Source organism: Planococcus sp. BI3, assembly GCF_056680115.1.
In genome coordinates, this window is sequence record NZ_CM155266.1 from 860,573 (window position 1) to 873,980 (window position 13,408).

General features: G+C 45.5%; 17 protein-coding genes. 4 read left to right on the top strand and 13 right to left on the bottom strand.

Going from position 1 to position 13,408, the window contains the following annotated elements:
* Positions 1–242: 242 nt before the first annotated feature.
* Together AC1MEO_RS04320 and AC1MEO_RS04325 are read left to right on the top strand one after the other, a co-directional pair.
* Entirely contained in the window at positions 243–785 is a 543-nt protein-coding gene (locus AC1MEO_RS04320; RefSeq protein ID WP_480334572.1) for a cysteine hydrolase family protein, read from the top strand.
* 89 nt (positions 786–874) lie between these two features.
* Entirely contained in the window at positions 875–1,135 is a 261-nt protein-coding gene (locus tag AC1MEO_RS04325; RefSeq protein ID WP_480334573.1) for a GlsB/YeaQ/YmgE family stress response membrane protein, read from the top strand.
* Positions 1,136–1,178: 43 nt separating this feature from the next.
* Here AC1MEO_RS04325 and AC1MEO_RS04330 read toward each other — a convergent pair whose 3' ends face one another.
* Positions 1,179–1,817 carry a lytic transglycosylase domain-containing protein gene (locus tag AC1MEO_RS04330; protein ID WP_480334574.1) on the bottom strand — a complete coding sequence of 213 codons (639 nt, stop codon included), beginning with the start codon at positions 1,815–1,817 and terminating at the stop codon, positions 1,179–1,181.
* 157 nt (positions 1,818–1,974) lie between these two features.
* Between AC1MEO_RS04330 and mscL the strand changes: the two genes are divergently transcribed.
* Positions 1,975–2,364, top strand: a complete 390-nt coding sequence (gene mscL / locus AC1MEO_RS04335; RefSeq protein ID WP_480334576.1) for a large conductance mechanosensitive channel protein MscL — start codon at positions 1,975–1,977, stop codon at positions 2,362–2,364.
* Positions 2,365–2,372: 8 nt separating this feature from the next.
* On the opposite strand, the gene AC1MEO_RS04340 is transcribed toward mscL, so the two are convergent.
* The 4 genes from AC1MEO_RS04340 to AC1MEO_RS04355 all read right to left on the bottom strand — a co-directional run bounded on the left by AC1MEO_RS04340 (position 2,373) and on the right by AC1MEO_RS04355 (position 3,671).
* Complete coding sequence (locus AC1MEO_RS04340) at positions 2,373–2,936, bottom strand: SCO family protein (RefSeq protein WP_480334577.1); 564 nt, start codon at positions 2,934–2,936, stop codon at positions 2,373–2,375.
* Positions 2,937–3,030: 94 nt separating this feature from the next.
* Complete coding sequence (locus tag AC1MEO_RS04345; protein WP_215101739.1) at positions 3,031–3,159, bottom strand: YvrJ family protein; 129 nt, start codon at positions 3,157–3,159, stop codon at positions 3,031–3,033.
* A 55-nt stretch (positions 3,160–3,214) separates the two neighbouring features.
* Positions 3,215–3,430, bottom strand: a complete 216-nt coding sequence (locus AC1MEO_RS04350) for a DUF2922 domain-containing protein (protein WP_480334579.1) — start codon at positions 3,428–3,430, stop codon at positions 3,215–3,217.
* A 22-nt stretch (positions 3,431–3,452) separates the two neighbouring features.
* Entirely contained in the window at positions 3,453–3,671 is a 219-nt protein-coding gene (locus AC1MEO_RS04355) for a DUF1659 domain-containing protein (RefSeq protein ID WP_480334580.1), read from the bottom strand.
* A 119-nt stretch (positions 3,672–3,790) separates the two neighbouring features.
* Between AC1MEO_RS04355 and AC1MEO_RS04360 the strand changes: the two genes are divergently transcribed.
* Positions 3,791–4,225, top strand: a complete 435-nt coding sequence (locus AC1MEO_RS04360; RefSeq protein ID WP_480334582.1) for a DUF2621 domain-containing protein — start codon at positions 3,791–3,793, stop codon at positions 4,223–4,225.
* 14 nt (positions 4,226–4,239) lie between these two features.
* Here the strand turns inward: AC1MEO_RS04360 and AC1MEO_RS04365 are convergent, their stop codons facing one another.
* The 8 genes from AC1MEO_RS04365 to AC1MEO_RS04400 all read right to left on the bottom strand — a co-directional run bounded on the left by AC1MEO_RS04365 (position 4,240) and on the right by AC1MEO_RS04400 (position 13,365).
* The gene (locus tag AC1MEO_RS04365) at positions 4,240–4,740 is read right to left on the bottom strand and encodes a CcdC family protein (protein WP_480334583.1); all 501 of its coding nucleotides are present in this window, start codon (positions 4,738–4,740) and stop codon (positions 4,240–4,242) included.
* Complete coding sequence (locus tag AC1MEO_RS04370; RefSeq protein ID WP_480334584.1) at positions 4,733–5,056, bottom strand: thioredoxin family protein; 324 nt, start codon at positions 5,054–5,056, stop codon at positions 4,733–4,735. Before AC1MEO_RS04370 ends, AC1MEO_RS04365 begins: the two co-directional genes overlap by 8 nt.
* A 24-nt stretch (positions 5,057–5,080) precedes the next feature.
* On the bottom strand, positions 5,081–5,791 hold the full coding sequence (locus AC1MEO_RS04375; RefSeq protein ID WP_480334585.1) for a cytochrome c biogenesis CcdA family protein: 711 nt from the start codon (positions 5,789–5,791) through the stop codon (positions 5,081–5,083).
* A gap of 386 nt (positions 5,792–6,177) precedes the next feature.
* The gene (locus AC1MEO_RS04380; protein WP_480334587.1) at positions 6,178–7,962 is read right to left on the bottom strand and encodes an ABC transporter ATP-binding protein; all 1,785 of its coding nucleotides are present in this window, start codon (positions 7,960–7,962) and stop codon (positions 6,178–6,180) included.
* Positions 7,962–9,716 (bottom strand): ABC transporter transmembrane domain-containing protein, encoded by a 1,755-nt coding sequence (locus tag AC1MEO_RS04385; protein ID WP_480334589.1) that lies wholly within the window; start codon positions 9,714–9,716, stop codon positions 7,962–7,964. Before AC1MEO_RS04385 ends, AC1MEO_RS04380 begins: the two co-directional genes overlap by 1 nt.
* A 349-nt stretch (positions 9,717–10,065) precedes the next feature.
* The gene (argH, locus tag AC1MEO_RS04390) at positions 10,066–11,439 is read right to left on the bottom strand and encodes an argininosuccinate lyase (RefSeq protein ID WP_480334590.1); all 1,374 of its coding nucleotides are present in this window, start codon (positions 11,437–11,439) and stop codon (positions 10,066–10,068) included.
* Positions 11,436–12,671: an argininosuccinate synthase gene (locus AC1MEO_RS04395; protein ID WP_480336024.1), complete on the bottom strand. Its 1,236-nt coding sequence runs from the start codon at positions 12,669–12,671 to the stop codon at positions 11,436–11,438. The genes argH and AC1MEO_RS04395 overlap by 4 nt, the downstream gene beginning before the upstream one ends.
* Positions 12,672–12,804: 133 nt before the next feature.
* Positions 12,805–13,365 (bottom strand): DUF3221 domain-containing protein, encoded by a 561-nt coding sequence (locus tag AC1MEO_RS04400; RefSeq protein ID WP_480334592.1) that lies wholly within the window; start codon positions 13,363–13,365, stop codon positions 12,805–12,807.
* Between the last annotated feature and the right edge of the window lie 43 nt (positions 13,366–13,408).

Sequence of the window (13,408 nt, forward strand, 5' to 3'; positions counted from 1 at the left end):
CGGTCATATGAAAAAACCGAAATCCAAAGCAAAATTGAAAATGAGCAAAGTATGGATAATAACAAAGATCGTTGCTTGCCGGTCTAGCTTTTCAATGTTTTCGTATTGCATCAGGACCACCCCTTCTTTCTTTAATAGTCTGATTATACTGAAAACAATTGCCTGTAGCAAGGATTTTTACTTACGATAATTTTTGATTTAGGTTTATAATCAAGAAAAAGGATTGGATTGGAGTGAATGGTATGAAAAAAGCGTTATTGGTTGTCGATTACACGGTGGATTTTGTTGCGGACGATGGTGCACTGACATGCGGAAAGCCTGGACAGGCCATTGAAGAGAAGATTTGTACCTTGACGGAAGAGTTTCTTGCTGATGAGGAATTGGTGATCATGCCAGTCGATCTGCATGAAGAGAATAATTCTTTTCATCCGGAAGCAAAACTTTTTCCACCCCATAATATAAGAGGAACTGCCGGCCGAAACTTATATGGCCGCCTTGCAGACATCTATAAAAAGCATCAGGATCAAATCATTTGGATGGACAAAACAAGATACAGTGCATTTGCCGGAACCAATTTAGAACTGCTTTTGCGGGAACGGAGGATTGAAGAAATCCACATCGTAGGGGTCTGCACGGATATCTGTGTGCTGCATACAGCTGTTGATGCCTATAATGAAGGATTTGAAATTTTCATCCATGAAAAGGGCGTCGCCAGCTTTGATCAAGAGGGCCATGAGTGGGCTTTGCGCCACTTCGCCACAACCTTGGGCGCAAATATTTTATAATCTTTTTGCCTTTTTATGTTTCAAATGTCCTGAATCCGGTTATATCTAGAGTGTAGCAATTATACATTACTCTAAAGGAGCTGGAAAAAATGGGTTTTATTTTGTATCTTATTATGGGTGGTATCATCGGTTGGATCGCAGGAATGATTTTAGGCAAGGATGTTCCAGGCGGCATTATCGGTAACATCATCGCGGGTATCGTTGGTGCCTGGTTAGGTGGATTAATTCTTGGAGATTTAGGTCCTGTTATTTGGGACGTAGCAATCATCCCAGCATTGATCGGTGCTTTGATCTTCGTATTCGTTCTTAGCCTGATTATGGGATCTATGAGAAAAGGCCGTAGAGCCTAACAAAAAAAAGAGTGGACATCGTCCACTCTTTTTTTATTTGCATTTAATTATATTCCTCTTCATATAGACGGTAATAATGAAGCACATCGGCAACATACTCTTCGCTGTGGTTGTACTGGTAAACTGCACTTTCCAAATCGCCTTCAGCGGCACCGTTGTGCGACAAATAATTAGCTGCACTGTACAAGGCATCCGTTAAATTATAGGGATCTGCAATGCCGTCTCCATTGCCATCAACTCCGTATCCACCGTAATAAGCAATCACATCAAGGCTTGTCTTGTCCTCTTCACTGATTTCTCCTTGTCCTTTGCCCGAACAAGTCGGGTGGCTCCAGCCGACAAATGTACAAGGCATAAACTGAAGATGCCCTTCTGCCCCAACTGGAGACAGCAATGGATCCATCCTGGAAAATCTTGTTTCGATCCGGTGATGGGCAGCCAGCAATGTCCAGGGAATGCTGTAGGCATCTGCTGCTTCTTTATAAAGCGGAATATACTCGTCAGGAACTTCCAACTCCACTAAGTGGCTGGGTGCTTTTTTTATGGCGTCAAACACCGAAGCGGAATTAATCATCGTAAAAGTGAGGATACCGATTGTCAGCGCGACAATCGCCGCTGGAATGAACAGGATGAGGCAACCGATTTTCCGCTTCCATCTAATTGGCAATTTTTTCTTTTTCATTTTCCCACACCTATTTATTCATTTTTTTCAGTGTAGCATAAACTCTCTTCTATTGCCTTTTCCCAAAAAGAATGCTGTCATATAAACAATCAATATTCAGCTGGATTATTAGTATTCTTGTGCTATGATTGACAATTAATAATAGGAGGTGAATGTTATGTGGGAAGACTTTAAGAAATTCGCCTTAAAAGGAAATGTCCTTGACCTAGCCATAGCAGTCATAATTGGCGCCGCTTTTGGTAAAGTGGTTTCTTCATTGGTGGAAGATATCATTATGCCGCTGGTCGGAATATTGGTCGGCGGAGTCAGCGTTGAAAACTGGAGCTATACGTTCAATGACGTGGTCTTGAATTACGGATTATTTATTCAATCGATTATCGATTTTTTCATCATTGCCTTTTCAATCTTCATGGTTATCCGTATTTTCACCAAGCTAAAACGCAAAAAAGACATCCCTGCCGACGAAGAGCCGGAAGTACTGGACAAAACCCAGGAAATCCTTCTCGAAATCAGAGATCTTTTGGGCAAAGAAAAAACCGGTCTATGACCGGTTTTTTACTTTTTTTCCAGTAATTCGCGTAAGTCGTTCTTAATGTCTTCCACTGGCACATTTTCGAAGCCGTCGTAATTATTGACGACAACCCCCTCTTGATCCACCAGGTAAAAACTTGTGCCATGTATGACTTGGTCGCTTTCAGGATCATCCCGTACAAAAGAGCTGAAATTATCTTTCGCAAACTCGGCTATCTCAGGTTGCGTATACCCTGTAAGCAAATGCCATTTGGATTCATCAGGCACCGAATACTGGGCTAAATATTCCTGCATCGTTTCCGGTGTATCTACCCCCGGGTCTACGCTGAACGCCACTATCTTATAATCCAGCAAACCTTCTGCTTCCAGCTCTTCCTGAATTCCACTTAAATTGAATGTCATCGGTGGACAAACCGTTTCACAATTTGTGAAAACAAAAGTGGCCAGCCAAGGTGTACCGTTCAAATCCTCCAAAGAAACCGGTTCTCCCCGGTGATCGGTGTAGGAAAAATCCTCTATTGCAGAACTGCCGCATGCCGATAACAATAGAGCCAGGCTCAGCAAAACTGACAAAAAAATAAATCGCAAAAAATCGCCTCCACTCTTTCATCCTTCTAATCATAGCGAAAGTGTAGAATCGGCACAATACATGTTCCACCGCCATTGTCACGATTTTGTGAAGTCAGGACAGTTTCAATGTAATCAATGCGTCATGAATGGCGACCAATTTCGTTTCCACACGATGCATCAAATAAAAAGATACAAAAATGGGGAAGCCGAGTTCCTGAACCCATTGCATCCACTCTTCCATAGTTTCCACTCCTTTCTAACAAAAAAAGCTCCCCCGAATCAGGAGAGCTTCTTGCTTATACTTCGTACTCCACAATATTCCGTTCGACAATTCGCGCACCTTTTACCGTTCCGAGTGAAGAACCTTCAACTTCGAAAACATCCTGTGAGATGATTGCCTGCATTCCTGCCAGCAATTCCGCATCTGTAACATTGCTACGCGGCTCGTCCACGGTCAAAGTGACTTCTTTTCCTGCAGTGGTCGCAAAGATCAATTCCAATGTTTTTGCCATTCCTTATTCCCCCTTATGCTGATTACTGATAAATCGTCATTGCGGATTGTTTCTCAACATCCATTAATGTCTTGGTTCCGAAGTCCGTCAATACTGCTGCTGTTTCGAAGATTCCTTCTGCAGCTGCTGCTTCTTTGACGTTGTGGTACGATTTGAACTTGCGTTTGACTTTGCCATTGGCATCCAACCCATTGTCGTACGTGCAGCGGATGCTGGCGTTCTTAAAATCACTAAAGGCCATGTTTCTCACCTCCTTTCATTCGCTATATAGACATAACTGAAAAAAAGAGATACATTTTTAATGAATTTCTTTTCAAAGCCTTCTATAATAGAAGTAATGGAAAAATGAGGTGAAACAATATGGAACTAAGTGGCTGGTTTTTATGGTTTATCCTATTTTGGGTAGTCGTGCTGGTGGGGCTTTTCGCAATTGGAGGATATTTCATGTTCAGGAAGTTTCTAAAGTCCATGCCGAAGGAAGATGGCCTTTCAGATTTGAACTGGGAAGAATATTACGTCGACCAAACCATTCATTTATGGGGTGATGAAGAAAAAGCGATGTTGAATGAGTTGGTGCAGCCGGTTCCTGATTTATTCCGTCCAGTGGCAAAGCAGAAAATTGCTGGCAGGATTGGGCAGGTCATGCTTGAAGAAGGAGTCAAAAAGATGAAGCTGGAACACATCATCCGCGGCTATATTCTCGCGACGCCAAAACGCGATCATAAATTCTTGAGAAAAAAACTGGCCGAGATGGAAATTGATGTCCGTCCATACGAACAATATTTCGAACAATAAAAAGCGCCATTCCCTTAAGTGGGAATAGCGCTTTTATCCTTTGCTGCGATTTTCTTGTATTGCCACAGCATGGAAATCCGCCATGGCCAAAGCATTCCGAATGCCAGGATCCAGAACATGCCTGCCAGTTCACCAATATCGATGCTCGAACTTAAAACCACTTTTCCGAGTACGCGGATCAGCAACAGCCCGAACAGGATAAAGACGAATGCTTTCGATTGCTTCAGATAAATATCACCATCACGAACTTCAAACTTGGAGGTCCAGATCAATATAGTTGAAAAAAGGATGCCGACTGCCAGGGCTTCAAAGATCTGCAAAGGCGCAACACGGAAAAATGGAAAGATAAACATCAACGCACCGGTTGACATAAAGAACGGAGGAAGGATGATTTTCTTGGCCGATGCCGGGTTTTTGGCTGATTTTGAACGAACGAACATTGCCAGCAATCCCATTGCCAAAGCACCAACGGTTGAAATGATCAAATAGATTTCGGTGGGGATTTGATCAAGCATCTAAACTCTCCTCCAACTCATCCAATCTGCGGCGCAGCTCTTCGATCGGCACAAACCGGGCAAATCGATGGATTTCCTTGCCTTGTCGAAACAGCAGAACCACAGGAGCCGTGAACAGCATCAGCTGCCCTGCCAGTTCCGGCACCTGGGCCGCATTGACCAAGTAGAATGGCAGTTTATAGTCATTTTCAAATGCTTCGACCTGGGGACGCAAACCTTCACAGACTGAACAATGATCTGTTTTTACAAAAAGCAGAAACGACTGCTCTTGACCAATTTTAGATTGGTATTCTTCTACTTTTAGAATGGTTTCCATCTTTGTCACCTGCTTACTGTCATTTTAAAATCCTTGGAAATCACCAAAGACTGGGCTCAGGACACGGATTAAATAGGTCATGCCGTCAAAAAACAACAGGATGCCGACTCCAATCATAACATAGCCGCCAATTTTCATGATAATCCCGTGATGCTTGCGCAGCCATCCCATGCGTGTCACGAAGAATGACAGAACAAAAAATGGGATAGCGAAACCGAGTACGTATGCCAACATGTACCAGACACCAGACCCCGGATTCGTTGCAGCAAGAGCATAGATAGCAGCAGTGATTGGGCCTGTACACGGTGTCCAACCAGCTGCGAACGCCAAACCGATCACGAATGTCCCAAAAAAGCCGGACGGACGGTTTTTAAATGAAAACTTACGGTCCCTCATGAGTAATTTCGGTGAAAAGACCCCGACTATCATCAATCCGAATAGGACGATAAAAATCGCGCCTACTTGGCGGATCAATTCATCATAGCGGATAAACCACTCATAAAAGAACGATGTGCTGAAACCGAGCGCAATGAATATGGTTGAAAATCCTAATAAGAAAAATAGTGTATGGAACATGCCTCGCCGTTGCATGATTTTTTTATCGTTTTTAATCTCATCCATGGTCATGCCAGTTATATAAGATAAAAATGCGGGATACAAAGGCAATGTACATGGCGAAATAAAACTTAAAAAGCCTGCTCCAAAGGCTAAAAATAGATTGATATCAGATGCCACTGGTAATTCTCCTTCCTGTACTCCTCCCATCTTACCAAATTTATAAGGGAAACACTGCCTCTGTGCCTGTGAAATCTTTGTGGACAAAACGGCCAGTTGATTGCAGAACTGTTTGGATTCGCGAACACCTGCTTTCTGCCGCTTCATAATCCTTTTTTACCTCAAGATAATCGTCCTGTTTAGCGGACTTCTTCAAAAATCTCGCATTGAATAAAAATTTTCTTTACTCCTTTCAATAGTAGTGAATTTTTCTTGTCGGCGGTTTTGGGTTTTTGAGAAAAACCTTTTGTAGTTTACTACATAGTAAGTAAAAAACAAGCATCTTACTCATTTTCAACGTTCATTTCCTGCAAAAAAAACTGAACGGCTCCAGCCGTCCAGTTTTTCTACTCCACAATGCTGTTTTGCAAAAGATACATTTTATGATATAACCCGCGCTGCTGAAGCAATTGTTGATGCGTCCCGCGCTCGACGATCTCGCCCTGATGCAGCACAAGGATCAGTTCCGCATCTTGAATCGTGCTGAGCCTATGCGCAATCGCAATGGTTGTCCGTCCGCGCCGCATGCGTTCGAGGCTCCCCTGAATCGCCACTTCCGTTTCTGTGTCGATGTTCGCCGTTGCCTCATCGAGCACCAAAATCTTCGGATCAGTCGCCATCGTCCGAGCGAATGCCACCAATTGGCGCTCTCCACTTGAGAAAGTTGATCCCCGCTCAGTGACTTTCTGACTGTAGCCCTCCGGCAAAGCTTCGATGAAACGGTTTGCTTGGACAAATTCCGCCGCTTTCCGGACTTCCGATTCTGCAATCGACTGATCGTAAAGCCGGATATTGCTTTCAATCGTTCCATAAAACAGAAATGGATCCTGCAGCACCAATCCCATTTTCCTGCGCAATTCGGCAGTTCGATATTGTTTCACTGAAATGTCATCTATCAAGATTTCGCCTTTATTGAATTCATAGAAGCGCATCAATAAGTTGATGATGGAACTTTTTCCGCTTCCAGTGTGGCCAACAAGTGCGACAGTCTGTCCCGGCAAAGCCGTAAAGGATATATTCTTCAAGACTTCGGCATGCCCGTCATAGGAAAAACTGACATCCCGGAACTCGATTTTCCCTTCTTTGATCCCTCCCGCCGCTTCTTCCTGCCTTGGTGTTTTCTCCAGTTCATCCAATAGCAGGAAAACGCGTGATGCGGCGACAATGGCCTGTTGAAATATCGACAGCCGCTGCATCACTTGATTGATCGGTTCAAAAAAGCGGTCGATATAAGTGACGAATGCATAAATGACGCCGACTTCCACGGTATTCGAAAACGAAGTGATGCCGAAATAGCTCAGCAACATGATCAGCGCCGATGCATAGACAAGATCGATTGCCGGACGCAACAGCAGGCCGTCGATTTTGATATTGCGTTTGCCCGCCTGCCAATGCTTATTATTGATTTCATTGAACTCATCCTTAAGGCGTGTTTCCTGGCCGAAAGCCTGGATCATGCCCATCCCTTGGACCGATTCGGATAATTTTGCATTCAGCTGTCCCAGGCGTTCCCGCAGATCCTGGTAAAATGCTGAGCTGTATTTGCGGTAAATATAGATGATCCACCCAAGAATCGGCAGCAGAACCAATGTGATAAGCGCCAGCTGGGCATTGAGGAAAAACATGGCGATGTAGACGCCGACAATCAGGAATGCACTTTGGATAAAGCCGATCAGTACGGTGACGAACATTTCCTTGATCGCTTCAGTGTCATTGGTGACTCGCGACACGATGCCTCCTGCAGGGGTCTTATCAAAATAACGCATGCCGAGTCCGTGCACTTTTGTAAAAACATCGATCCGCAGCTGTTGGATGATCTTCAATGCAGCTACCTGGAACTTCAGCATCTGAAAATAACTGATGATGACATTGGAAGCTTGAATGAACAAGTACGCTGCTGCTAATCCAACAATCGGCCCGGTCGGAAAGGTTCCTGGAGTCAGGTAATCATCGATGAAAATTTTTATGATCAATGGCCCCAGTACATCCCCGAGTACGGTCAAAACCAATAGTCCCATGGCCACTGCCAGCATTTTTTTATGCGGTGCCAAGTATTTCAACAGGCGCTTGAAGACGATCCATTGATCCCGGCCGGTCAGTTCTTGTTGTTTTTCTGTTTCTTTGGCCAGCATTACACCTCGCCTCCCTGTTCGACAAGCGCTTCCAATTGCTGCAGCTCATACATTTCGTAATAACGTCCTTTTTTCCGCATCAGTTCTTCGTGCGAACCGATCTCTGCAACTGTCCCCTCATCCATCACCAGTATCTGATGTGCATGCTGGATGGCACTCAACCGGTGCGAGGTGATGATGGTGGATTTCCCTGTCCGCGTCTGTTTCAATGATTTCAGTATGGCTTCTTCCGTCTTGGCATCCACTGCAGACAGAGAATCATCCAAAATCAGCAATTCAGGATCTGTCATCAATGCCCGCGCAATCGAAATCCGCTGCTTCTGGCCTCCGGACAAAGAAACGCCGCGTTCTCCGACAACCGTGGCATAGCCTTCAGTAAAGTTGCTGATGTCTTCGTGGATATGTGCCAGTGCAGCCGCCTTCTCGACTTCATGCATTTGGGCATCCGGCCGTGCAAAGGCGATATTGCCGGCAATGCTTGTTGAAAATAAAAAGTGATCCTGAGGCACATAGCCGATTGCCTGCCGCAAACGCTGCTTTTTATAAGCATCGATGGAATGGCCCCCAAATACAATGGACCCTTCATAGTTTTCGAACTCGCGCAGCAGCAAACGAAGAATGGCTGATTTTCCAGAACCCGTCTTGCCGGCAATGCCCAATGTTTCACCCCGCCTGAGCGTAAAATGAACATTCCCAAGCGCAGCCCGGTCATCGCCTGTAAATTTGAATTGCTTCAACGAAAAGATCAGGTCACCAGCCGGATCCTCATCGATGGCATCTTCACGGTCATCGATGTCGATCGGTTCCGCCAACAGCGCACGGATGCGGTCATAGGAAGCCCGACCGCGTTCCACGATATTGAAGAGCCAGCCGAACGCCAGCATCGGCCAAACCAAAAGGCCGAGATAGGCAGTAAAAGCGACCAGATCGCCGATGGACATATCACCGTTCACCACAAAATAAGAACCAAAGCTGATGGTCAGGAAATAGCAGATGCCGATGATTGCGGAAATCGTCGGATCAAACAGCGAATCGACGCGCGCCACCCGGATATTTTCGTCGACCACACGTTCTGAAAGCTTTGTGAAATCTTCAATATCTTGCTCTTCCTGGCCGAACGTCTTGATGACCTTCATTCCCGAAATGCTTTCCTGCGTCTTGTCGTTCAGTCCCGAAAAAGCCAGTTGTGCTCCATGAAACCGCTGATGCATCAATTTCCCGTAGTAATTGGTCAGATAGGCCATCAAGGGCATCGGCAACAGTACAATCAAAGTCAATTTCCAATCGATGGTGATGGCCATGGCTGCGATGACAAAGCCGCCTGTCGCAATCGAATCCACCAAAGTCAACACACCTACCCCAGCCGTTTGCTGAACCGCCTGAAGATCATTGGTCGCATGTGCCATTAAATCACCGACACGCCGTTTTTGATAGAAAGCCGGAGACATTTGGGTGAAATGCTGAAACAACCGCTCTCTCAGATTCCGCGCCAAAATAATGGACGAACCGAAAATCAGCAGCCGCCACATGTACCTGAGGGCATACATCGCCAAAGCCGCTCCGGCCAGAATTGCCAGCCATTGCAGCAGATATGCTGGCGTCAGAGTCCCCTGGTTGATGCGGTCGACCACAAACCCGATGATGCGCGGAGGCAAAACCCCTAAAAATGCCACAATGAGCAATAAAAAGATCCCCATGGCGTAATGCTTTTTCCGTTCCTTGAAAAACCAGCCCAACTCCCAAAATACACGCATTCCATCTTACCCCTTGCTGTTTTAAGTTTTTGCCGTCATACTCTTCGTATTTTACATAAGAGTGATAAAATACTAAATTTATTTTTCTTGTGCTGGCGAGTCCGATTCATCTCCATTTATTTTATCAAAACCTGCCAACTATTGGAAAGAGGATATTTCAATTTGTAAAATAAATCAGTCTTGCGGCTGAAGCAGCTCCATAGGTAAAACTCAGAATCAACGCCGCGCATGCATTTCCAAAAAAAGACAAAAAAATAAAAGCCAATTTTCCATAGGGGAAGAGGAAAATTGGCTTTTATTGACCATTAGCGGGTACCAACCGCTGACGGCTTTATAGAAAATGGACTCTTTACCCGATGAGTTGCTTGGCAAGTCCCAATTGATGATGTACTTGTTCAAAACCTGTGCCGCCCAGTGAGTTTCTTCGCTCTACTGCAGTTCTCGGCATCAGCGTATTGTAAATGTCTTCATCGATCAGTGGACTCGCTTTCTGGAGATCAGCGAGCGGTAAGTCTTTCAGGAAATAACCGCGCTGGATGCAGGTGAAAACCAGCTTTCCTGTCACATCATGCGCTTCGCGGAATGGCATGCCTTTGGTAGCCAGATAATCCGCCAATTCCGTCGCATTCGAAAAGTCTGAATGCACGGCTTTTTCCATGGAATCCGTGCGGACCGTCATGGTACGGATCATGCCTTCGAAAATCGGCAATGAACCCATTAACGTATGGACCGTATCGAACATGCCTTCCTTGTCTTCCTGCATGTCCTTGTTATAGGCAAGCGGAAGGCCTTTCAATGTTGTCAGCAAGCCGAACAGGTTGCCGTAGACACGTCCGGTCTTGCCGCGGATCAGTTCCGCCATATCCGGATTTTTCTTCTGCGGCATAATGCTGGATCCCGTGGAGAAAGTATCATCCAATTCGATGAAACGGAACTCTTCGCTTGACCAAAGAATGATCTCTTCGGCAAAACGCGACAGGTGCATCATCAGCATAGACGAATTGCTGAGAAATTCCAGGATGAAATCACGGTCGCTGACAGCATCCAAACTGTTTTGGTAAACGTTTGAAAAGCCCAGCAGCTCAGCTGACATTTCGCGGTCGATCGGGAAGGTCGTACCCGACATCGCTCCCGCTCCAAGCGGGGAGATATCGATGCGTTTCACCGATTCCGTCAATCGCTCCTTGTCGCGCTGCAGCATCCAGAAATACGTCATCAAGTGATGGCCGAATGAAATCGGCTGGGCACGTTGAAGATGCGTATAGCCTGGAACAATCGTTTCCACATGTGCTTCCGCCTGTGTCACGATAGCATCCTGGAAAGCCGTGATGGCTTCAATGATCTCCTGGACGCGATTTTTCAAATAAAGGTGCATATCGGTCGCCACTTGGTCATTCCGGCTTCTTGCCGTGTGCAGCTTTCCGCCGACAGGACCGATTTCATCGATTAAATGCTTTTCTAAGTTTAAGTGGATGTCTTCATTGGAGACACTGAATTCCAAATCGCCGTCCTGCGCTTTTTGTTTCAGCGTCTCAAGCCCGGATAGGATCAACGCTCCATCTTCTTCAGAAAGAATCTGGCAGGCCGCCAGCATTTTTACATGCGCTGTGCTGCCTTCCAAATCCTCCATTACCAGCTTTTGATCGTAGGAAATTGAAGCGCCGAACTCATCGACCCACTGTTCGGCCGATTTTTGAAAACGGCCGCCCCACAGTTTGGTCATGCTTTCACCTTCTCTTTCAAGTCTTCAGGAACCAGGACCTCTTTCTTGTTGACCATTGAGTTGACGACTGTTGGAAGGCCCCATAATTCGATAAAGCCGACTGCAGAAGCATGATTGAATGTATCATCTGTAGAGTAAGTGGCCAATTGCTCGCTGTATAGGGAGTTTGGCGACTTACGGCCTTCGATGATGGCGTGGCCTTTAAACAGTTTTACGCGGACCGTCCCATTGACGAAAGCCTGTGTTTCTTTCAGGAAAGCTTCCAAAGCAACACGCAATGGCGAGAACCAAAGGCCTTCATAGATCAATTCAGTCAATTTCTTTTCGATGACCGGCTTGAAATGGGCCATTTCTTTTACTAAGGTAATATCTTCAAGTTCTTTATGCGCTGCAATCAACGTCATTGCTGCAGGAGCTTCGTAGACTTCACGTGATTTGATGCCAACCAGTCTGTTTTCAATGTGGTCAATTCTTCCCACACCGTGTTTGCCGGCAATTTCATTCAATTCAAGGATCAATTTAGAGAATGAGTACGAAATACCATTCAATTGAGTCGGAACACCGTTGACGAATTCGATTTCGACAATATCCGCCGTATCCGGAGTGTTTTCAAGTGAAGCTGTGATGTCATAAGCCTCTTCTGGCGGTGTAGCCCATGGATCTTCCAAGACGCCACATTCGTTTGCACGGCCCCATAAGTTTTGGTCGATAGAGAATGGGCTGTCCAAATTGACAGGAATCGGGATATTATGCTCTTTTGCATAAGCAATTTCTTCGTCACGTGACCAAGCCCAGGCACGTACTGGCGCAACCACTTCTAGGTTCGGGTTCAAAGATTTGATGGAAACTTCAAAACGGACCTGGTCATTGCCTTTACCTGTGCAGCCGTGTGCCACAGCAGTTGAACCGGTCGCTTCTGCAATTTCAACCAATTTTTTCGAAATCAACGGACGCGACAATGCAGATACCAATGGATACTTGCCTTCATATAAAGTGTGCGCCTGCAATGAAATCAATGCATATTCATCCGCAAATTCGTCTCTTGCGTCGATCATATAGCTTTCAACCGCTCCAACCTGAAGCGCTTTTTGTTTAATGAAATCCAAATCCTTGCCTTCTCCGATATCCAGGCAAACTGCGACGACGTCGTAGCCTTGTCCTTTCAGCCACGGAATGGCCACCGATGTATCTAATCCACCTGAGTATGCGAGTACGATCTTTTTATTCAATATGAAAACCTCCAATGTATTTTTATGCAATGTTTGAAATGAATATACAAACTATATCATGGATTTTTATAGAGTGCAAGAGATACAATCATAATTTTTCATGAAAAAAAGCAGCTATAGCCGCTTTTTCTTTTCTTCATTCACTTTGGTCTCCGCCAATAGTGTATTCATGTGTATCCAGGTCAATCCGAACTTCGGACATTTCCCCTGTTTCCATATTGCTGAACAGGAAGCCAATCTCGTTGTCGCGGACGATCGGCTGCCCCATCATGATCAATCTTGGCAATTGTTCCTGATTGATGAAGGCTTCAAGCGCATCAGACTGTTTAACAGAATCCTCATCGGTCAAGATGGTGATGGTTTCCGCTTCTCCCTGCATTGGGAACGATTCGGCAAGCGGCCCCTGGTAGTCCATGCTGACTTTCATGCCTGTGCGGATGTCACGCACTACGCCTTCGGTCGTTTCAGCGCCATCGTTGAATTGCACTTTGACATCTTCGGGAATGGTGAAATAAATATTGTTGACCAGAATATCTTCTCCGCTGACTTGCGTGATGAATCCCTCTTCTGTCATCCCTTGCTGCTCGACTGCCATCTCAGCTTCTTCCGCTTCTTCTGGCTCGGCCGGTTGGGCTTCTTCATTTGAACACGCTGCAAGCAGCAGGGCACTGGCTAAAAACAAACTCCATTTTTTCAAAGCGATCCAATCCTTTTCCTGTAGATTCATGGTGTAGAGACAT